At 67.2% G+C, this 22,159-nt stretch carries 1 protein-coding gene; it reads right to left on the bottom strand.

Annotated elements, in window-relative coordinates; translation table 11 throughout:
- Positions 1 to 256 precede the first annotated feature (256 nt).
- Positions 257 to 22,009 carry a toxin glutamine deamidase domain-containing protein gene (locus OG225_RS38780; RefSeq protein ID WP_405179606.1) on the bottom strand — a complete coding sequence of 7,251 codons (21,753 nt, stop codon included), beginning with the start codon at positions 22,007 to 22,009 and terminating at the stop codon, positions 257 to 259.
- Between the last annotated feature and the right edge of the window lie 150 nt (positions 22,010 to 22,159).

The following is a 22,159-nucleotide window of genomic DNA, read 5'->3' on the forward strand; positions in this document are numbered from 1 at the left end:
GCTGCCGGGGTATCCGGTGGAGACACCGACGGAGATCCCGGGGGCGTCGGCAGGCCTGGCAGCCGGTGCTACCAGCCCTATGGCGAGACAGTTTCAACGGTCCGGGCGGGGGGATGGTGGTGGGCGCACACTCACCACTCCGGTTGCTCAGGAGAGATCAGGGGGAGCGCGGGGATTCCCGTCGCGGCTGCTGTGCGGCCGAGCGCGCCGCCACGCGCGCCTCGGCGGCGGTGTGGTCGGTCCAGCGGTATTCGGGCTACTGACCACCCGGGGGCTTCGGTGCCCCCGGCAGCCACGACTCGCCCGAGGAGACGGGTGCGTGGAAGTCCGCGGGAAGCGACTGAGGTTCCTCGGGATACCAGCGCGGTGGGCGAGGTTTGCCGCTCAGATTCTTCGGTTCCGTGCGCACTTCGCCATCGGTCGTCGTCGAATCCGTGTGCTCAGCTGTCCGGTCCTGCGGATCAGGTGATTCCCGGTCCGGTGTATTCCGGTCCGGCGTATCGCCGACTTCTTCGGTCTGCTCGGCCCTCGGTCCGGAAGCGGTCGGCTCCGGAGTGTCGGGAGCCGGGTCGGCAGGGCCTTGTGCTGCGGCCTTCGTTGTCGTCGGCGGTTCGGGCGGAACCGCCCAGGGACCGATCCGCCTCGGAGGCAGCCAGTCGCGCGGTCGCCACTGTGTCCCGGTCGGATCGGGCGACCGGCCGACTCGCGGTGTGGTGAAACCCGCGGAAGTCGGACGTTCGGCTACCGGTCCGGCGCTGGAGAGGTCTCTCAGGTCGTTACCGGGCGGAATCGGGGTGAACTGGACCACGGCCGAATCCCTGACCATGTAAGGGAACGGCGCGTTGGAGGTTTGGCCGTTCTGGGGGTCCCACCATACGGGCCCGGCCGCGCCCAGGGGGTAGACGACGACGATGGCGTGCGCACCCGAGATCATCGGGGAACCATCCTCGTTCAACCGTGGCCGGCCGGTGAACGGGTTCTTGGACGCCCATTGGTTCACCACGAGTGCCGCCGACCCCTCGCCGAGATCGGCGACCGTCTGGTGGATGAGGTCGAACTGCTGCGGGATCGAGTAGTCGTTCCGGTACTGCAGAAGTCCCCGGTTCAACCATGCGGTTGACCGCTCGTGGTTGTTGGTCTCGCTGCGCTGCGTGCCGAAGTAACCGTGGCGCAGGCGATTGTGTAGCGGAGCGGCGACCAGCGGACGTCCGAAGAACGACGCGAGCCCGGACAACGCGCAGTCCATACAGTTCGCGGCGCGGCCGGATTTCGTTATGCCACCGTCGTTCACGCGCCTGCCGTACTCGTTTCGGCTCGGATCCGCGTACAGCAGCGGCCTGCCGTCGGGACCGCGCAAGGCGTCCCCCACCGCTTGCTGGTAGGCGGGGTTCTCGACCCGCGCGAGTCCGTTCGGTCCGTAGAACCGTGTCGTGGCCGGATCGCTCGAGATCGGTGGTGTGGCAGACGAATACGGTGCTGTCGCGCTGCGGGGCTGCGGAGGGTTGTCCACGAGGTCGGGGGAAAGGTGAATGGGGTGGTAGGGCGAAGTGTGTTCCGGAAGGTTTGGTGTCAGCAGTGTGTTGAGGCGTTCGCGTAGCCCACTCGATGGCCCCGTCGGTGCTGGTGCGCCCACCGTCGCGGACACCGCGGTGGCGTCGTCGGTCGATTCGGGTGTGGTCGATACGAGACTCGGTGGTGCTGTGACGACTCCATGGCCTGGGGGGACGGGGACGAACCGCAGCGCGATCGTCTCGTTGACCATTCGGGTCGGAGGACGAGTGGCGACGTTGCCGTGGTGGGGATTCCACCACACCGGAGCGTCCGCGCCCTTCGGATAGACGATCAGGGAATAGTGGACGCCTCCCCGCGCGGGCGTTCCGTCCGGCTCGACGACGGGCATACCGGTCCGCGGGTCCGAGGCCTGGTGCTCGACGGCGAGGAAGGCGGCGGATCCCTCGCCCATATTCGTGACGGCTTCGAACAGGGCGTCGTACTGCTGCGCCATGGTCCGCCTGCCGTCGTTGTAGTGGCTCGTGCCGGTGTCGAGCCAATTCAGTGCTCGAGTGTCGCCGTCGTGTTCCGGGGTGCCCGAGTCGGATGCCTTCGGCGACGCGTCCGGGTATCGGGGTGCGGCGACTTCGGGTTTGCCGAGGAACGTGGACAGTCCGGCGAGTGTGCTGTCGAGATTGTTGTTGCCCCGGCCTCGGATCGTGTTGGCACCGGGATTGATCCGCGCGCCATAGGGTTCGGTGGGACTTGGCACCGTACCGGGGTGGGCGTAAGCGCGGTATCCGTTGCCGCCGTCGTCGAGCGCTCTCTCGAGTGCCCGCTGGTACGCGGGATCCTCCACGGGGACGAGTCGGCCCGGTCCGTAGACGCGGTTGTGCGACAGCGGAACCAGGTGTGCGGGAGGCGGTGCGATCACGGTCACCGGCCGCGGATTCAACACCGCCGAGGGGCGAACAGTCGCCGCGACAGGCTGGGCTCCGCCGTTCAGGGAGTTCGTCTGGGGCACGCCGACGGTATCGCCGTCCGCACGTTGTGCGTTGCCCGCGAGCGGAGTCGGATTCGGGTGTCCCGGGGCATTGATCGAGCGCCCGGGGGGGATCGGGATGAATTCCAGCCCGACGGTGTCGGCGACCATCCCGGTCGGTGGGCGCTCGGCGACGAAGCCGGTATGCGGGTTCCACCAGAGCGCGTCGGACGCGCCTTCCGGGACCGCGGCCAACGAATAGTGGACGACAAGGTCGGGCTTGTTGTCCCTGGTGAGCGCGGGCCGACCGGTGTCGGGGTCGATCGCCTGATAGGTCCGGGCGAGAAGGGCGGCCGATCCGGGGCCGAGTTCCTCCACTGCGCGGAACACGGCGTCGTATTGCTGTGATATCGATCGTGTTCCGTCGTCGTAGCTGTTGAATCGGCTACCCAACCACTTCTCGGCTCGAGGGCCGCCACGTGCTTCCCCCGTGGTCGAGTCGAATCCACCCGGATGGGGGTCGGGGTAGCGGGGCGCGGCGACTTCGGGTTTGCCGAAGAAAGTGGACAGTCCCGCCAGGGCCGCGTCGAGGTCGTTGTTGAGGCGTCCGCGGATCGTGTTGAAGTTAGGGTTGATCAGCCTTCGGTAGGACTTGGCGGACGACGGAAAGGTGCGCGGGTCGGCGTAGCGGCGGAATCCGCCCTTGCCATCGGCGAGTGCTTGTTCGAGTCGGCGCTGGTGTCGGGGATCCTCTACCGGTGAGAGGTGACGTGGGCCGTAGACGCGACTGTTGGGCAGTGGGGCGAAGCGTCGTGGAGGTTGTGTGGTCGGGCTGACCGGTGCGGGAATCAATGTCAGTGGCGGCAGCGTCACCGCGGGCGCGGTCGGTGTCGCGGCAGGATGGACCAGCGGTGCCTGCGGAGTCGGAGATGGCGTCGTGGCCACCGCGTGCGGCGCGACTGCCGACGCGGCCGCGATGGTGCGGCCCGGTGGGATCGGAATCACCTGGATCGAGCGTGAGTGTCCGGCCAGCAGTTCGGGACCGTCAGCCATCACGGAATTGATCGGATCCCACCACACTGGACCGTCGGCGCCCTTCGGGTAGACGATCGTCGAGATGGTGTAACCGGAGTACTTGGGCACGAGGGCCTGGGTCTCGGGGTCGATCATGGAGCCCCTGGTTATCACGATCGCCGAAGAGCCCGCACCGAGATCGCGAATCCAGTTGTGTGCGGCGTCGAACTGATCTCGAATCGTGCGTCCCGGCGCGGCGAAATCCGTCGGAGTCGTTCCGGCCCAATCGACGAGGCGCTGGATATCGTCGCGTTCACTACCGCGGGTGTCGATTCTGCCGTTGACGATATCGGGAAACCGTGGTGCGGCGACGTGTGGGTGGCCGAGGAATGAGGACACCGCCGCGATGGCCGCGTCGACACCATTGCCGATGCGTCCGAAGACCGTTGGACCGCCGTCGTTGACGAGTCTGCCGTAGGGATTGACACGGGGGTCGGCGTGGACACGATATCCGCCGTCGCCGTCATCGAGTGCGCGCTCGACAGCCTGTTGATGACCCGGATCCTCCACAGGAGCGAGGTGTCCCGGACCGTATTTCCGGTTCGTGGAGAGATCGGGCAACTCCATCCGCGGTTCCGACCGCGGCACAGTCGGCGCGAGTGTCTGCGACGGCGAATCGTTCCGGTTGGTGCTGTTCGCGTCGAGGATCGACCGGCCGGGTGGAATCGGGATGTATCGCACCTGGCGGGCGTAGGTGACATGCCGGGACAACGGACGGGTATCCATCTCGCCGCCACTCTGCGGCTCCCACCACACCGGGGCGTTGGCGTTTTCCGGGTAGACGATCACATTCACATGCCCGCCCGCGACCTTGGTCTTTCCGTTCTCGGTGATCGGCTGCCCCGTCGTGGGGTCGGTGGCGATCCATTCGTAGGCCACGAGCGCCGCCGCGCCGGGCCCGAGATCGGCGACCGACCGGTGGATGGCGTCGAACTGCTCGGGTATCGTCCGCGCGCCGTCGTCGAAACTGCTGAGTTCGGTGCCGAGCCAGTTCTTGGCTCGGGTCAGCAGGTTGTGATTGGCGGAACCCGAGCCGTACACCGAATGCACCTGGTCGTACACGGGTGCGGCGACCACCGGTCTGCCCAGGAAGGTCGACAGCGCGGCCATCGCGAGATCGAGGCAATTGGTTTGTCTGCCGGGGGCGTTGGGGACGGGCCCATTGACCAGGTGCCCGTACGGTCTGCCACCATTCGGTGGAATCGCGCGCGGGTCGGCGTAGCGGCGGAAGCCGCCTTTGCCGTCGCTGAGCGCCCGCTCGAGATCACGCTGGTAAGAACGATTCTCGACCGCGCTGAGCCATGAAGGCCCGTACCGTCGGCTCGCTGTCGGATCGGCGAGCTCCGTGGGCGGTTCGGGATGAACCCGGATGGGCCGCGGGGTCGCGGATCCGGAACCCGCAGTCGGCGGCGAGGACTGCGACGGCGAGGACCCGCCCAGCCAATGCCGCAGCCGTTCTCGCATCCGCAGGGGAGGACCGTCAGGATTCGGCATCGAACGATCGGTGGCGAGCGTCGGCGTGGTCGGGGAGGTGGGGAGGTTCGAACGCGTGGCTGGCCCGGCCCCCGGTGGCGTACGCGCTGCACCGGTGGGCGAGGGATCCGGGATGGGTCGTGCGGTGGCGGGGATGTAGGGCTCGTCCGAATGGGCTGTGGGCTGGTGTGTGGTCTGCGGTGCGTTGCCGGGGAAACCCGCGACGGACCGAGGTTGGAAGGGACCGGACGATTCGGTGCCCGTGTCGGATCGTGGTTGCGAGGGTGCCGACGATTCGGAGTCGGTGTCCGGTCTCGGGGGGAACGAGGTGGATCCGTCGGAGGTCGTGGGCACCGACGGATGCGGGCGCATCCTCGCGCCGGTGGGGCGTTCCACCGGTTGTGCCGAGATTGTCGGATGCGGATTGATGGTGACATCGGCGGGGAGGGGTATGTATTCGACTCCCTCGGAATTCTGGATGAGGTGATCGGGTGGGTCAGGGGCGGTGTGATCGGTTCGCGGATCCCACCACACCGGGCCGTCGACGTCGTGCGGGAAGACGACGACGGTGGTCCGTCGACTGCCGTCGGGGAAGTCGGTGCGGATGAAAGCCGATGAACCCGCGCCGAGTTCGGTGATGTGGGCGTGGATGGTCGCGAATTGTTCGGTGATGCTCTGTGTCGGGTCGCCCCGGTGCCAGCTGTCGTTGGTCCAGGCTTCGATCCGATCGTGGGATCTGGTGTCGGTGTGGTGGGGCGCGGTTTCGCCGGGCTCCTCCGTGGTGCTCGCGTCGTGCGGCGGTGTGGCTGTCCGAGGGTCACCGAGGAAGGACGAGATCGCGGCGATAGCGGCGTCGGGATCGTGCTCGCCGTGCGCGGGGATGTTGTGTGTGGCCGGGCTGATGTCGGCGCCGTACGGGTTTTCCGGTGAGGGGAACGACCGGGGGTCGGCGCCGATCGCGTAACTGCCGTCGTGATTGCGGAGGGACTGCGCGAGTCTTTCTTGAACGACCGGGTCGACGGGCGGGGCATGCTCGCCACGAGTATCGGCGATATTCGCCAGTTCCGTCAGTTCCATCACAGGTCGCCCGGACAACGGGGAGATCAGTGCCGCCGGTCCGGTCTGCGTGAAGTCGGTGTGCCCGCCTGCGGGTAGTTGGTCGGCGGGGACCGTCGCGGGAGCTGGCCCGGAGAGTGGTGCGATGGTCCGGCCGGGCGGGACCGGCAGGAACTCTACGTAGCTGGCCTGTCGGACCAGATGCTGTGGTGGACCGTAATCGGTGTATCCGGTGAGGGGGTCCCACCAGACCGGGCCGTCCGCGCCGAGGGGGTATACGACGAGACTGGTGTACTCATGCGCGTTGGCGAGGACGTCGGCGAGGGAATCGATATTCGGATTACCGGGATCGGTGCCGCCTTCGCTCGAGTCGTAGATGAAGTCGTCGTAGCGGTTGTATCCGAATCCGTTGTGTACCAAGGCGAATGAGCCGGGCCCCATGTCGGCGACGTGGTCGTGGATGGCTCGGAATTGTCCTGCGATGCTCTCGTCACCGGATTCGACATCGCGGTAGCTGTCCTGCAACCACACTTCGACGCGGCTGCGATCCCGGAACTCATCGTGGTTGAAGCCGTAGTTGTGCTCGTTGTCCGCACCCCACAGCGGTGCGGCGACACGCGGCAGCCCCCGGAAGGTGGACGCGCCCGCCATCGTGGCGTCGACATGGTTGAAGGCGTGTCCTGAAGCGGCCACCGGGTTCACGCGGGTGGCGTACGAGTTCACCGGTGTGGGGAAGGTGCGCGGGTTCGCGCCGACGACGATTCTGCCGTCGGGGGTGCGCATGGACTCGTCGAGTTCGCCTTGCGCGGTGGGGTCCGGGGGGTGGTGGTAGCCGGGCCCCTCGATGCGCAGGGTGGTGATGTCGCGCAGTGTCATCGGCGGGGTATGCGCCGGCGACACCGATCCCGACGAGGAAGACGAATCCGAGGACGAGCTGTCCGAGGAGGCGGGATCCGATTGCGGATGCTCCCCGGGGCGGGAATCCCGGTCGGATTCCGCCGACGATTCCGAAGACGGCGAATTGTCGCCGGGGGACGCTTGCGCAGTATCGACCGGGTCGTCGTCGGCGGCGTTCAGGGACGGGCCGACCGTGGTCTGGTCCTGGTCGGGCAGTTGCCCGACGGCGGGATTCCCAGATGGGACGGCGGTGGGGATGGCGTGGATTTGGGAGCCCGCGGGTACGTAGGGCTCGTCCCAGACGCCTTGGTTGGTGTCGGGGGGTGGCGGGCCGGGCGCGTACAGGTCTTCCCAGTCCGGTTGAGATGACGTGGGTGACAGCGGTGGCGATTGCTGCTGTGGAGTGGCGGGTGGTGAGGGACTGTCACCGGGCGAGAAACGGGGGGCCGGTCCTTCGGGCGCGTTCCCGGTGGGTGTCGAGGACCTGGTGCTGGAGTCGTCGGATCGGTCCGATGGCGCGGCGGGTCCGAGGGCGGCGGTGTGGGCGGGAATGGATATGTATTGGACGAAGCTGGTCTGGTCGGTGAGGTATCCCGGAGCCGAGGTGCTGGTATGACCGGTCATCGGATCCCACCAGACAGGGGTTTGGCTGTCGAGGGGGAAGACCACGACGGTTGTTCGATGGCCTGTGTAGGGCATTGGGTTGGTGGCATCGGGCGCGTAGACGGTCGCGTCGGGGTGGGTGCGGACCAGCGCGGACCCGCCGGGACCGAGACGGGTGACATGGGTGTGGATGGCGTCGTACTGGCTGGGAACGTCGAGGCCGCCGGTGTCGGGGTCCTGCCAGTGACTGCCGGTCCATGCCTCGACGCGGTCGCCGGTGTAGCCCCCCTCGTTGACAGCGCCCCAGAGTGGCGCGGCGGCCCGGGGATTACCGTGGAAGGTGGAGATGGCGGAGATGGCTGCGTCGTCACTGTTGTTGGGGAAGTACTGGATTCCGGCGATGGTGACGGCTGTCGGGTCGTCGGGGTCGGCGGGGTGCTCGGTGTTGAAGGTGTCGATAGCGGTGGCGGCGTCGGGGTTGACGAGGTGCGCGAAAGGGGCGCTCCGGGGTGGGTTCCCGCGTGGGTCGGCGTAGGCCCGGAAGTGGCCGTTGGGGCCGAGCATTGCGTCTTCGAGGGTTTGCTGGTTTTCCCAATTGACCGGCGCGTGATATCCCGGGGCGATGATCCTGGTGTCGTTGACCTCGCCCAGTACCGGCAGCGGTTCGCTGGCGACGGATTGGCTTGCGTCGCTGCTGACCGACTGGGTGTCGGAGTGGTCGGTCATGTCGAAGCCGTTGTCGGGATCCAGTGCGGCGATAGCGTCGAAGTCGGGCGTGGGCGACGCGGCGGTGGTTACGAGTTGGGGCGGCGGTGTGGAGGGAAGGTAGGACGCCCAGCGCAGTTGTTCTTCCGCGGGGCGGGCCGATTCGTCGCCGAAGAATTCGGCGTCGGTCGGTGTCTGCGGGCGCGAGGGACCGAACCGATCCGAGTCCGGTTCAGAGTTCGAATCGACCTCCTGTCGCTCGGGGTTCGAGGTCTCCGGGGCTTGGACCGGGTGGCTCGCGGGCACCGTCTCCGGTTCGAGACCGGTTGTGGCGGTGACCTGGTCGGGCAGATGCTCGGTAGGAAGGGACTGCGCCGGCGGCGTGGCGGGTGGTGGGGGGCCGGGCTCGTAGAGGTCGTCCAACCAGTGCGGAAGTGGCTGGGGCGAGTCGGGTGTGGTGTCGAGCCAAGTCTGTCGGGGGGAGTCGGGCGTGTCGTCGAACCAGGTTTGTCGGGGTGAGTCGGTGGTGGTGTCGTCGAACCAGGTCTGTTGGTCGGTGTCGGATGTGGTGTCGTCGAACCGGGTTTGTGTGTTCGCGTCCGGCGGTCCGGTGAGGTGGATTCCCAGCGGGTCCGGTTGCGAAGGGGGCGGGAACATGTGTGATTGCCGCGAACTCGCGGTGGTGAGATCGTCGGTCGGCCACTGCCCTGCCGGGATGGCTATGTACGCGGTCTCCGCCGTGTAGTCGGCAATCGAGGCCGGAATCTCGTCGTGTGTCCGGCCGTTCTGCGGATCCCACCACACCGGGTGTGTCGCGCCGACGGGATAGACGATGTTGATGATGTGGGTACCGCTGTAAATGGGCGAGCCGTCGGAGTTGTATCGAGGCATTCCGGCGGCGTCGGTCGCCAGCCACCAGACGACGACCACCGCCGACGAACCCTCCCCCAGTCGGCGTACGTCGTTGTAGATGGTTTCGAACTGATTCGGCACCGACTCGCCCGAGTCTGCGAGGCGGTTGAGCGGCTGCCCCAAGATTCGCTCGACCCGTCGAGCACCGCCCGCTTCTCCCCGCGAGTAGTCGAACCTTCCGTCCGGGGATATCACAGGGCTGATCGGAAGGGATACCGTCGGATAGCCGTGGAACGACGCCGAACCCGCGAGGACACAATCCGCGCAGTTGTGTGCCCTGCCGGGCTGTCCCGGCCCACCGTCGTTGACCAGCCGACCGAAGGGGTTGGTCCTCGGGTCGGCGCCGACGAGGTATCCCTCGCCTGAGCGGAGTGCGTTCTCGACATCGTTCTGATAAGCCGGGTTCTCGAGCGGGGCGAGCGTCCCTTGGCCGATCACCCGACCCAGCGGTTGCGGTTCGGGGCCGGGTGTCGGTGAGAGGGCGCCGTCTTCGGGGTCGGGACTCGGTGTCGATGAGAGTCCCGCGTCGTCCGGGTTCGGACCGGGTGTCGGTGAGAGTGCGGCGTCTTCCGGGTCGGCGCTGGGCGTGCGGGCGAACCGTGGTGATTGCGAGTTCGCGTGCTGGGCCGCTCGGGCGTCCGGTGGGGTCGCGGCGAGGCTGGAATCCTGTGTGGGTGTGGTGTGTCGTGCTCGCTTCGGCGGCGGCGAGGAGTCCTCGGGTGTCACCGACCGAGGACGTTTCCCCTGCTGGTTGGTCTCGGAATCCACCACTCGACTCGGCGCTTGCGCGCGCGTCTCTGGCTGCGGTCGCGGTTCGGGGGACGGTGAGAGTGCCGCGCCTTCGGGGTCTGGACTCGGTATCGACGAGGTTCCCGGATTTTCCGGATGCGGGCCGGATGTTGGTGAGAGGGGGCCGTCTTCGGGGTCGCGGCTGGGTGAGAGTGCGCCGTCTTCCGGGGCGGGGCTGGGCGTGGGGGTGAACTGACCCGCCGGATCCGGCAGTTGATCGCGCGCGGGCGTCGGTGAATTCGGGTCGCTTCGGTCCGGTGCTCGGCCGGCTTCCTGGGGCGAGGGCAATTCGGGCAGGGTGACGACCGGCGGGGCGGCCGTGACCGTCGCCGGTCCGGGATTCGGCGGCTGCGACGAAGGCGCGCCGGGAACGCGACGCCCCGCGCCGGCGTCACCTTCCGCGGGCGGGTCCGACCACACATTCCGCGGTCGCAGCACCGAATCCCACGAGCTCGGATTCGGATCGGCCACGACACCGTGCCCGGGGGGAATGGGGACGAAGCGCGCCGCGATCGCGCCGTCGATCACTCCCTGCGGGGTGTGCTGGGCGGTGTCGCCGGTGTGCGGGTTCCACCACAGCGGGCCGCTCGCGCCTTTCGGGAAGACGATCAGCGAGAAGTGCGCACCGCCGATTCTCGGCCTGTTGTCCGGGCCGAACAGCGGGGTGCCGTTCTGGTCTCTGGCCTGGGTCAGGTGGCTGATCACCGCGGCGGACCCCTCGCCCATGTTCTGGACCGCGGTGTGGATGGCCTCGAATTGCTGGGTCATCGACCGCGCGCCGTTGTCGTAGCTACCGAGCGGGATGCCGAGCCATCGGGCCATCCGCTGCGCCGCGTTCCGTTCGGGGGTGCGGAAATCGAATTCCTGTCGGGCTGGATTGATGTCGGGGTAGCGGGGTGCGGCGACCTCGGGGCGGCCGAGGAAGGTGGAGAGTCCGGCGAGCGCGCTGTCGAATTCGTTGTTGCCTCGGCCGTTGGTCGTCGCGGGGTCGGGATTCGGGTTGACGAGCGCGGCGAACGAGGGGTGGGTGCGGGGGTCGGCGTGGGCGATGTACCCGCCGTTGCCGTCGTCGAGTGCCTGCTCGAGCGTCGCTTGATAGATCGGGTTTTCCACCGGTGCGAGGTGGCCGGGCCCGTAGACGCGGGTCTGTGACAGCGGGGCGAACGGCCCGGGTGGTTGCGGGATGGCCTGTGTCGGGGCGGGGACGAGGTTCATCAGCGGACGGGCCTGCGGTGGTGCCGCCGTTGTCGCCGTGGGCTGGGCCGGCCCCGGCGCGGGTTGAGAAGTGCTCGGTTGTGAGGTGCTCGCCGTAGCGGGCTGTGCGGGGTCGAAGTGTGTGCGCTTGACGTCCGGCTGCTCGATCGGGGATGCCGGACGCTTCGGTTGTTGGGGCTGTGGCCGCGGCGGTGGTTGGGGCTGCGGTTGTGGTGCGGTCGGGATCGGCCGCACGGGCACGACGTTGCCGGTGTCGACGGTGTGGCCGACGGGGATGGGGATGAATTCGATTCGGGTCGCCCGATCGACCATCGTCGGCGAAGGTCCGTCGGTCATGACGGAACCGTGCGGATCCCACCACACCGGACCGTCCGCACCCGCCGGGTAGACGATCACCGAGAGCGACCGGCTCGCCGTTTTCGGGTTGCCGTTCACGTCGTTGACGAATCCGCCGGTCTGCGGATCGACCTGCCCATTGCCGACGATGACGAAAGCCGCCGATCCGGGACCGAGATCCTTCATCCAGTTGTGTACAGCGTGAAATTGATCGGCTACCGATCGTCCCGGTGCGGCGAAATCTGTCGGCAGACTGTTGGTCCACGAAAAGATTCGGTTCAGGCCGCTCGCTTCGCCGCCACGGTTGTCGATCGTGCCGTTGACCAGGTCGGGAAAGCGCGGCGCGGCGACCTGGGGATCGCCGAGGAAGGAGGACACGGCGGCCAACGCGGTGTCGACCCGGTTGTTGCCGCGACCACGGACCTTGGGGCCTTCGCCGTTGATGAGCCGTCCGTAGGAGTTGGTGCGTGGGTCGGCGTGCTTCAGGTAGCCGCCGTTGCCGTCGGCGAGGGCGTTCTGGACGGCGTGCTGGTGTGCGATGTTCTCCACGGGAGCGAGGTGACCCGGGCCGAACAGCCGGTTGGTCGAGAGGTTGGCCAGTTGCCTCGGCGGGGTGGGTATCGCCGTGGTCGGTATCGGAAGCGGTTGTCCGGGTGTCGGAGCGGATTCGCCGATATCGAGAGGTGCGTCGGTGATGGTGCGTCCGGAGGGAATGGGGACGAAACTGAGGACCGCCGTGTCATCGATGACCTCCTGGGATGGGCGCGCGGACATCACTCCGCTTTGCGGATCCCACCAGACCGGCCCGTCCGCGCCCTGCGGGTAGACGATGACGGTGGCGTGCCCGCCACCGAGCTTGAACTCGCCGTTCTCCGTGATCGGCGCCCCGGTGTCGGGGTCGAAAACCTTCCAGCTGTAGCCCACGTACGCCGCCGATCCAGGACCGAGCGCGGTGATCCAATTGTGCAGCGCGTCGTACTGTTCGGCCATCGTTCGGACGCCGTCGTCGAAATGGGTCTCGTCCCCGAAGAAACGGGTCTCGCGGGCGTTGAACGCTTGGCTCATGCCGGGGTTGGGGAGCGAATGGAACCGGTCGTAGACCGGTGCGGCGACAAGAGGTTTGCCGAGAAAGGTCGACAGGGCGGCCAGCGAGGCGTCGGAGCAGTTGTTACCGCGTCCGGGGGCGGTCATGCCGGGGCCGTTGACGAGGAGGCCGTAGGGTTTTCCACCGCCGGGCGGGGTGGCGCGCGGGTCGGCGTAGGGGACGAATTCGCCTGTGCCGTCGGTCAACGCCTGTTCGAGGGCTTGCTGGTGGACGCGGTTCTCGACACCCGCGAGATGGTGCGGACCGTAGATGCGGCCGTGTGCGGGATTCGACAGCCGCATCGGCAATTCGGGCAGGTCGACCACCGGTGCGACAGGTGTGACCGCGGGGGTCGCGGCCGCGATGGTCGGAGTCGCCGGTGCCGAATTCGGTGAATCCGCCGGTGGCGCGCCAGGGACGGGACGATCGGCGCGTGCGGTCTGTGTGTCCGGGGGCTGGATCGACGGTGAGGTCAGTACCAGGTCGTCCCCGTCGCCGGCCAGGCCCCGTCCTGCCCGGTTCGCCAATGTGCCCATGCCACGGCCATTGTCGAGTCCGTGTCCGTCGGGTTGTACTCCATCGTTTGTTTGTTGATCACCAGGTGCACTCGGGTGGGGGGATGCAGTTCCGAGGTCGCGTCGACCTGGTACTCGACCGTGTTCTGATCCTCGCGCACCCGGTTCAGGTCGACTCGGTTCTGCGGCGGGTAGATCTGTCGCGCGCTCGGTTCCCGGCCGGTCTCCACCGCTTCGGTGTAGTCGTCCATCACCATGGCCCCCGACCAGCTCGGGTACTCCAGCACTATCCCGGTCTCCGCGACTATCACCAGGCAGGTCAGTCCGATCGCCGCGCCCGATTCCACTTCCTCCCGCGTCGTTTCCGGCTGGAGCAACCACGCGCCCACCGGCATCCGGCCGATATAGAACGAGCGGTGATTCGGCAGGACCTGCTGTAGGTACTGCTTGACCTGGTCCTCGGTCTCCAGTGGCGTCGTCATGTGCTACTCCTTCTGCGGTGCTGGTATCGGCGGACCGCGGCCCCGTGGGATGCGCGTCGGTCGGGATCTCGTTCGTGGTCTCTGTGTCACCGGCTCGGTCGGGTGACGGCTCGGCGTCGGCGACGACCGGCACCGCACCGCCTTCTACGCCCCGTCCCGGGGGAATGGGGATGAAACGCAATGTGGTGGTGTCGCCCATCATCGACAGCGGTGGCCGATTGCTGATGGTGCCGGTGTGGGGATTCCACCACAGCGGGGTGGCCGTGGCGGCGTCGGGAAAGATGATCAACGAGAAGTCGTCGACCGGTTGGGGTGTGTGATCCGGCCCGGATTCCGTTGCGGCGCCGTTCGGAAGCGCTGCGGGCCGCGTGTGGATGAGCAACGCCGCCGATCCCTTGCCCATATTCGTGACCGATTCGAATATGGCGTCGTACTGCCGCGCTATCGATCGCGTGCCGTCGTCGTAGCTACTCGGCTGGGTACCCAACCATTCCGCCGCTCTGCGGCCGCCACCCCGTTCCGGTGTGACGGTATCGAATTCGCCCTGCGCGATATCCGGGTATCTGGGCGCGGCGACTTCGGGTTTGCCGAGGAATGTGGACAACGCGGCCAGCGCGGTGTCGAGCGCGTTGTTGCCGCGGCCGGGGACTGTGGTTCGGCCGGGGTTGACAAGTTTCCAGTACGGATTCCGGATCGATGGGGTGACCTGCGGGTGGGCGTAGGCGATGTATCCGCCATTGCCGTCGCCGAGCGCATTCTCGATGTCGCGCTGGTACGCGGGATTCTCCACCGGGGCGAGGTGATTCGGGCCGTAACTGCGACTGTTCGCGAGTGACGGCAGCCGCATGGGAGGTTGTGGATGCGAAGACACGGGCGCCGGAAGCAGCGGTGGCGGCGGAAGTGGTGACGCTTGCGGGGTTTGCCGCGGTGCCGGTTGTGGATCGATCGGTTGTGCCGCCGTCGCGGGTATGACCGGTAGGACCGGGCCGTCTGCGACGGTCCGGCCGGGTGCGACCTCGATGAACTGGACCTCGAGCGCGTTCTTGAAATCTCGCGGCACCGGGCGGTCGGACATGATCGAATTGAGCGGGTCCCACCAGACCGGACCGCTTGCCGTCGGCGGGTAGACGATCGCCCGGACAGCACCCCTGGTGACCTTCGGATTCCCGGCCGCGTCCGTCACGAATCGTCCGGTTCCGGGATCCGTCGCACCGTAATGGATGATGACGGCCGCGGCGGATCCAGGACCGAGGGCGCGCATCCAGTGGTGTAACGCGTCGAACTGGTCCCGCACCGACAATCCCGATTTGCTGAACTCGCTGAGGCCGCTACCGAACCACTGCTGAATCCGCCGGGTGCCGCCGAGCTCGTTCGTGCGAGTGTCGATCTGCCCGTCGCTGATATCGGGGTAACGCGGAAGTGCGACCTCGGGGGTTCCGGCGAATGAGGACACGGCGGCGAGTACGGCATCTATCCCGTTGTTGGTGCGGCCGGGAAGTGCGAGGCCGTCGCCGTTGATGAGTCGCCCGTAGGGGTTGACGCGGGGGTCGGCGTATTTGAGGTAGCCTCCTTTGCCGTCACCGAGGGCCTTTTCCACGGCTTGTCGGTAGCCGGGGTTCTCCAGTGGCGCGAGATATCCGGGGCCGTATTTGCGATTAGCCGACAGGTTGGTCAGCGGCGTCGAAGGCGGTGGTCCGACGTGCGGTTGGACCTGTGGAGCGATCTCGTCGACGATGGTTCGACCGGGTGGTATCGGTGTGAAGTCGATATCGGCCACCAGCGCGATGTCATCGGCGGGCATGCGGGAATTCATCTCGCCTGTTTGTGGATCCCACCAGACCGGGCCGGTCGCGCCTTCGGGGTAGACGATGACGGAAGCGTGTCCCGACGAGGTCTTGAATACGCCGTTCTCGATGACAGGCAAGCCGGTCACCGGGTCGATCAATTTCCAGCTGTATCGCACGTACGCCGCTGAGCCCGGACCGAGGCCGGTCATCCATTGGTGAATCGCGTCGATCTGTTCGGGAATGGATCGAACGCCATCGTTATAATGGGTCAAACCGATGGCGGACCAATCCGCGACTCGCCCTCTGGAATTCCCACTTCGGACCGTCTCGGGCAACGAATGCAGTGTCCGATATCGAAGTGCGGCGACCTCGGGTTTGCCGAGGAAGGTCGCCAGCGCCGCCATCGCGGTCTCAGGGCAGTTGTGTTGCCTGCCAGGGGCATTGCGGCCCGGGCCGTTGATGAGCTGTCCGTAGGGTTTCGTGCCGTTCGATGAGAAGGTGCGCGGATCCGCGTAGCGAACGAATCCGCCCTTACCGTCGCTGAGCGCCAGTTCGAGATCTTTTTGATAGCGGGTGTCCTGTTCGGGAGCGAACTGTTGCGGCCCGTACAGACGCCCGTGTGTGGGGTTGCCCAGCCGCATCGGCGGATCCGGGAGATCCACCACCGGTGGGGCGGGCTTGCTCGGCGCGGCGGGCATGGACACGGTGGTCACCGCGGCGGGCGGCGGATCCGAGGATGTCAGCGCGGCCGCGAGGACAGGCGTGGACGCGGGCGTGGAGGTGGGGACCGAAGCGGACGTGGGGCCGGACACGGCCGGGGATGCGGGCCTGGACCGCTCGCCCCCGGTATTCGGGGCCGGTGTGAACGGCGATGCGGGAGCGGGCGAGGCCCCCGATGGGACGGTCCCGGTGGTGCTCAACCACGAAAGTTGCCGGCGCCACTGCCGGAAGCGCTGTCGGACGGTTGATGTCGTCTCGGCGAGGTCGGGCGATTGTCCCGATTGCCTACTCGATGCTTGGTCATCGCCGCCGAGGTTGTCCTGTGCGGAGGTGGGCGCGGTTCGCGAACCGGAGGGTCCGGCCGCGACCTGTACCGGAGCGTCGGATCGTGCTGGTGCCGTGGAACTTTCGGGCGGCGCGCTGGGCGTTCGATCGCGGGGGGAGTGCCCCTCCACCGGTAACGCCGAGTGTGGCGTACTCACATCGGACAGCGGTGTGCCGATCGAGCCGGTGTCGATGTCGTGCCCGGCCGGGACCGGAATGAAACCGAGTGCGGCGGTACTCGCCACCAGCCCCGGCGGTGGGCGGTCGGCGACGAATCCGCTGCGAGGATGCCACCACACCGACCGCTGCGCGCCTTCGGGGAACACGACGAGGGAGTAGTTGGTGGAAACCACTCGCGGCGGTTGGTTCGAACCGCTCGCGGATGGCTGTGTGTGGGTGTGCGCCAGGAATGCGGCCGACCCCTCGCCCATGTTCGTGACGGCATCGAAAACGGCATCGAATTGCTGGGCAATGGTTCTTGTACCGTCACGATAACGATGGAGATCGCTCCCGAGCCAGTTCTTCGCCCGGTCCAGGCCGCCGAGTTCGCCCGAACTGCGATCGAACTTTCCATCGGGGGTGATGTCGGGGTACCGGGGTGCGGCGACTTCGGGTTTGCCGAGGAAGCTGGACAGGCCCGCCATGGTGGCGTCGATTTCGTTGTTGGAGCGCCCGCGGACCGTGGAATGGTCGGGGTTGACGAGTTTTCCGTAGGGCGCTTCGGCCGACGGGAAGGTGCCCGGGTGGGCGTGGGCGACGAACTCGCCACCCTGGCGCAGTGAATTCTCCAGGTTGTTCTGGTAGGCCGGATTCTCCACGGGCGCGGAATGTCTCGGTCCGTAGGTGCGGGTCTCCGACACCGGCGGTAGTCGATCCGGGGGCGCGGCGGCGGTGGTGACCGGTTCGGGATTCAGCGCGACCGGCGGACGTCGCGGTTGTTCCGGTGCCGAGGTCGACGCCGGATGCGTTGTCTCGCCGAGATTCTGCCGCTTCGATGACCCCGGCTGTTCCAGCGGACTCCCGGAGCGCTTATTGCCCTGCGGCTGAGTATTCGGGTCATCGGTCGGTGGCAGAACTGTCGGCTCCGGTGCGGGCGATATGACGGGGGTTTCCGCGACGGTGCTGCCGACGGGGATCGGAATGAAATCGATCCAGACCGTGTTCTTCAATTGGCTCGGGTGTGGGCCGTCGGTCATCACGGCAGCGACCGGCTGCCACCAGACCGGTTCGTCGGCGCCGGTGGGGAATACGACCGCCATGGTCGAGACATTCGTGACCAGGGGCGTCCCGTCGTCATTGGTCAGGAATCGGCCGGTCGCCGGATCGATGACACCGTTCATGATGGTGACGGCTGCCGCGGCGCCCCAGCCTTGATCCTTCACCCACCCGTGTATCGCGGCGAACTGTTCCGGCATCGACTCGGCCGAATTCGCGAAATTGTTCAGTTCGGTGCCCAGCCACTGCTCCAACCGGCCATCCCCATCGATTTCCGGGGTGTTGACCGCGACCTGGCCGTCGACGATGTCCGGATAGCGCGGAGCGGCGACGGTGGGAGTGCCCAGGAATGAGGAAATCGCCGCCGCGACGGCATCGGTGCCGTTGTTGTTGCGGCCACGGATCGTGGGCCCGTCGCCATTGACGAGCCGCCCGTAGGGATGGTTTCGCGGATCCGCGTACTTGGTATAGCCGCCCGTGTCATCTCTGAGCGAGTCCTCGAGATTTCGCTGGTAGGCCGGGTTTTCGAGGGGAGCCAGATGGCCGGGACCGAATTTTCGGCTCTCCGACAGATTCGCGAGGGTCAGTGGCGCTTCCGAAATCGGATGGGCCGGTTCCGGGTATATCTGCGCTGTCGAATCCTGGGAATCCGGAGTCGCCGGGGTGAGGTCGCCGATCGTTTCGTCTATCGACCTGCCCGGTGGGATCGGAATGAAATTGACGGCCGCGGCGTCCTCGACCTGATGGGGGAACGGACGGGTCGACATCTCACCGGTCTGCGGATCCCACCAGACCGGGCGGGTCGCACCCTCGGGGAAGACGATGACATTGGCGTGTCCGCCCGCGATCTTGTATTCGTTGTTCTCGATGATCGGCTGACCATCGGCGTCGGTCGCCTTCCACGAATAACCCACGTACGCCGCGGAACCGGGGCCGAGGGCGGTCATCCACGCGTGGATCGCGTCGAACTGCTCAGGTATCGACCGACCGTCGTCGAAATCGCTGCGACCGGTCTCGAGCCATTCCACCACCCGGTGCGAATCCTTGTTGCTCGGAACCTCGCCGGGTGCAGTCAGCCCGTGCAGAGTGTTGTACAGCGGCGGGGCGACAAGGGGTTTGCCGAGGAAGGTCGACAATGCCGCGATCGATGTCTCCGCGCAATTGTGATTGCGTCCGGGAGCCGTCGATCCCGGCCCATTGATCAGGACCCCGTACGGAGTCTCGGCCATGGACTGATCGGATTGTGCCGAGAAATACCTCGGGTCCGCGTAGCGGACGTACCCGCCCTGCCCATCGCTGAGCGCGGCCTCCAGATCGCTTTGGTATCTGCTGTTCTCGACGGTTCCGAGGAGGCCCGGGCCGTAGATCTGCGCACGCGCCGGATTCGGCAGGTGCGTGGCGGGAACCGGGTGCCCGTGCACGGGTGGATCGGCCGAGAAATCCGATCCCGCTTCGGATTCGGTATCCGATGGGAACGGTGTCGAGTCGCGTGATGACGGTGCCGAATTCGCACTCCGCGCCGGGCTGGGAGCGAGCGCGTAGGCAGCCGCGGCGGTGTACGCGATATCGCTCTCCGGCGATGCGCTCTGCGGTGAACTCTGGGGTGAACCCTCCGATGAGCCCTCCGAAAGGCCCGACGGCCACTCGATCGTCGCGTGGATCGGCTGTGGGGCGAGGATCGGACGCTGTGGCGCACCTGATCGTTTCGGCGCACCGGCCCGGTCGGTGGTGCCGTCCGTCGAGATCGGCGCGTCGAACCCGAAGGCGGTACTCGCTCCCGACGGCGTCGGAAAGCTGAGTGGGAAGCGCGATTTCAGCGAAAGGGGCCGTTCGGAGCCGCCCGGCTGTGAATCGTATTCCGGTATCGATTGCAGCAGGGGTGAGCCGGGGCGTGACGGCGGCGGAGTCGACGGATCCGCCGCCGCACCTGTGCGACCTGGCGCCTGACTGCTCGCCGCGCTGTCGGAATGCCCCGCAACCAGAGGATTGGGATGCTGTGCGGTCGAGGTCGACGGCGCGCCCGCGCGCTGGGGTGTGCCGCTGTTCGAATTCGTCGACGCCGGTGAATCCGGACGTGAGGGCGGCGGCGTCGGCTGGTTGGTCGGTGCCGGTCCGCGTTGGGCGGAATTCGCGGAATCGGTCGCTGTGGTGGGGGCCGCGGTGGCTGGTGCGTTGGCGAGCGGCCCGGCGGCAACGGGCGTGGGTGTGCCGGTGATGGGGGTGGGCAGCACCTGTGGGGCCGTGTTCGCGGGTGTATTCGTGTTCCCGTCGGCGGCGGTGTCGGCGTGCACGGGAGTCGCGCCCGGCGTCTGCTGCCCTCCGATGGCGTTCTTGTCCGTGGTGCCGAGCGGTGGCGGATCTCCGACATGACCCTGCTCTGCCAGGAGTGTCGGTGGGGTCGAGTCCTTCGCGCTCGGTGGGGGCTGCTGCCCCGGTTCGCTGGTGCCATGCTGAGTCGACTGGCTCGAATCACCTTGGGGAGTCGCGATTTCGCCGCCGGACTGCTGGAGGGGCGGTGGTGGCGTGCTCTGAGTGTTCTGTGATGCGCCCGTGGAATCGGTGCGGGTCTGCGAATCTCCCGGAGCATCCCGGACGTCGGTGCTGGATGTGTGCGTCTGCGGTGCGGGTTCGCCACCGGATTGGTGCGTCGCGGTGGGCGAGCCGCCGGTGTGCTGCGACTCCGGCGCCGAGCCGGCCACCTGGACGCCGCCGTTCGAATCGTGGTTCGGTGCGGCGCCGTTCGTATCGCCGGGCGATGTGACGACCGGTGCGGAACCGGCCGGATCGACACCGGGGCGTTGGGTCGATCCGCTCGATTGCGTTCCGCCGTTCCCGTCACCGATGGGTGGAGCGCCGCCGTGGGAGTTGGCTTCGGACTGCCCACCCCCGGTCTGGCCGGGTGTGTCCGTGGTGCGATCGGACGAACCGGATATCCCAGCGCCGTTCCCGTCGGGTGCGCCGCCGAGCCCGCCCGGCGAACGATCCGTGCCGCCGGGTGAGCCATTGGTTGTGGCTGCCGCGGTGCTGCTTCCCTCCGGTGTTGCGCCGGATCCGGTGATCCCGTTGGGCACCGAACCATTCCCCGTGGACGAGCCGGTGGCCCCGCTGGGGATTGTCCTACCTCCCTCGGGCGAGCCCGCGCCCTTTCCTTCGGGGGTGGTCTGTTCTCCATCGACGATGGGCGGCTTCTCACCACCGGAGGTCTCCGAACCATGTTGGTTCTCCGTGGAAGCGAGATCCTTCAGATCCTCACTACCGCTGGGGACCGACGCGGGAGCCACACCACCGGTCAACCACCCGCCGCCGCTGTCGTTGATTCCGCCGAAGGTGCCGAAATTCATCGGAGGCCCCGAGAATCCGCCCCTGAGCCCACGGCCGAGACCACCGACGAGCGCGCCCTGTATGAATCCGCCCGCGATACCCTCGGCCTCGAACGCGTCCTTCAGGCTGCCGCCGCTGGCCAGCCCGCCCGCGAAAGAGCCGACGATTCCGCCGATCCCGTCGGAGAACGCGCCGACCGTCGCGGCGCGCAGCGGTCTACCCCACGCGGTGTTGAGCTGATTGCCGAGATTCGGTGTGACGCCGAAACCCTTGCCGATGGCCCTGTCCAGATTCTTGCCGACCGCGCGAGCCGGTATCGCTCCGGCCGCGCCACCGAGGATCTGGATGCCGAACTGCTTGCCGTTGAACTCTTTTCGCTTGCCGTCGGCGATCTGTCCGACCTGGATGGATCCGTCGATGATGGCCGGAATAGCCGCGCCCTTGGCGACGGTGACACCGATGACGCCCCAACCCTTGGCGGTGGGCGCGATCCTGATGCCCTTCCACACGTACTTCTTGGCGGCGGGTGCGCCGAGCCGGAGGGCGAGATTGGCGATGGCCTTCTGCGCCGCCTGGGACGCACCGGCGAGAAATACCCGAGTCCCGCCTACGGCGGCGGCTTCGACGGCGGGTGCGGTCGGCGGGAACAGCCAGGCCATGGCGATTTCCATGGCGAGCCAGGCGAGGGTGACGATGACCGTCAGCTTTATCGCCTGGATCTCGGTGCCCATACCGAAGGCGGAATCGGAGAGTTTCTCGATGTTGGCGGCGAGGGCTTCCAAAGACTGATCCCCGGAACGCAATTCGTCGAATCGAGAGCCCATCTGTGCGCTCGCCGCACCATCGAGGTAAGCGGCCATGGTGGCGCGTTTCGCCACATCGATCTGGCTCAGTAGTGCTTCGAGTTCTGCGCTCGCGTCTTTCCACGCGTCGGCGACCGCCCATGCCATATCCTCGTCGCCCTTGGGCCACGGCGCACCGGCGATCCAGCCCAGCCAGTGCAGCTGTTCGGGGAGTTCGATGCTCACGGTCGGTGCCTACCCACCACCGCAACCTCCTCCGAAATCGATCAAGGGAATTACAACGTGCATGGATGAATAGTTGGTGAAGCGCGGGGGAATTCGGGTCGGCCCCGGCACGGGGTCGGCGCACTCGTTCCGAAGGATGCGGGATCTCGC

Origin of the sequence: Nocardia sp. NBC_01377 (assembly GCF_045040005.1) — a bacterium.
GTDB lineage: Bacteria > Actinomycetota > Actinomycetes > Mycobacteriales > Mycobacteriaceae > Nocardia > Nocardia noduli.